General features: G+C 59.9%; 1 protein-coding gene and 1 pseudogene. One reads left to right on the top strand and one right to left on the bottom strand.

Going from position 1 to position 1,414, the window contains the following annotated elements; translation table 11 throughout:
* A pseudogene (locus NKI49_RS33160) lies at nt 1-1,128 on the top strand (hypothetical protein); the annotation flags it as partial.
* A 152-nt stretch (nt 1,129-1,280) separates the two neighbouring features.
* Here the strand turns inward: NKI49_RS33160 and NKI49_RS33165 are convergent.
* On the bottom strand, nt 1,281-1,414 hold a 134-nt coding region (locus tag NKI49_RS33165; RefSeq protein ID WP_031258565.1), incomplete at its 5' end, for a winged helix-turn-helix domain-containing protein.

The raw sequence follows: 1,414 nt of genomic DNA on the forward strand, positions 1-1,414 counted from the left end.
CATCATCATGCGCCGGATTCGTCAGTGGTTGATCTGAATCCCCCCGCACCGTCCGAGTTGCGTGACCATGCTCGTTCTGTGCCGGCGGCGGTGCAGCCAGATCGCCCAAAAGTGGTCTCCGGTCCCGACAAGGGTCCTCTTTATTCCAACGATGCGACCCTTGTCGAAGGGCTGAGGTCAGCACTCTATGCCGGTAAGGTCGGGGAGATCACGGTCAAGCGCCATGTAGATATTCTTTTCGGCTTTGGTCGTTGGCTCTTTGACAATAACAAGCCGGGGATTGCGGATCGGCTTCACGATTCGTCGCTGGATCGGGATCGCAAGGAGTACGAGATCTGGGGTGGCGGCCCCTCGGCCGTGGCTGGGTCACTGGGTCGTCTCAAGACGTGGGCGGGCGGAGCGCCAGTGGTGGGCCGCCCTGCCCTGAATCCCCACCCTGCCGACGCCGTGCTCATCAGAGAGTACACAGCGGCTCTCATCAAAGCGTACGAGGCAGCGCCGACCGGGCCGAAACCCCGTACCGTTGAGGTCTATGGGTCTGCTCTTAGACGTTTCAGTCAATGCCTGGTTGAAAACAAAAAGCCGGGGATTGCGGATCGGCTTCACGAGCGGTCGCTGGATGAAGATGCCAAGCGCTATATGAAAACCGCTGAAATCAGTGCACTAACTCATGTCCGGAAGTTCGCACTCGGGCGCGAAATTGCCCTTGCTGCTCGTCCGGAAGACGCAGTCGGCATGGAGGCTCGTGCCATTGGGGACGCCGCTGCGCAGACCGCGGCACAAGCTCATGGCCACGCAGGAGAGCAGGGACCCATCTCTCGAGCTCAACAAGTCGCGCCAGCGCCGTTTGAACGGCACTTGGGCAAGAAGCGCGAGGCCCAGGACGGACTGACGAGTACACTTGACAGGAGCAACCTCGTGAACAGCGGGGGCGTCATCATAAACAATGAACATTACACAGCGCTGTTGAGACCGGCGAAGAGGCAGAGGGATAATCCGCAAAGCCGCGCCATGGGGCGGCAACTGAGCGAAGCAACCACGACGTCCATCAGCCAAGCCTCCGATCAAGCCCGAGCGGACCTAGTGGCTTCCTTCAGAAGCAGGGAGCGCTCCGACGCGGGGCGTTGAGCTCCATGGCTGGGGTCAAGCAGAACAGCTCTCTTGACGACAGAGGCGCTGATGCGATCTCCGGACCGGTAGCTCTCGCTGTAATTGATCAGGCTGGTACTGTTGGAAGGCTTGATCAGCCTCGTCACCCCAATCTCCAGCATAGCTCACTGTCACGCGGCCAACGTGCCTCCGTAGCTAACATCTACGTCAGCGTTGAAGAAGTAGCCTGCGCCACGGGATGTTTTGACCAGGCGAGGGTTGGCCGCATCAGCCTCCAGCTTTCGGCGCAAGCGCATGATTAGGA

The sequence above is a fragment of the Mesorhizobium sp. M0587 genome (assembly GCF_040320945.1).
Taxonomy (GTDB): Bacteria; Pseudomonadota; Alphaproteobacteria; order Rhizobiales; family Rhizobiaceae; genus Mesorhizobium.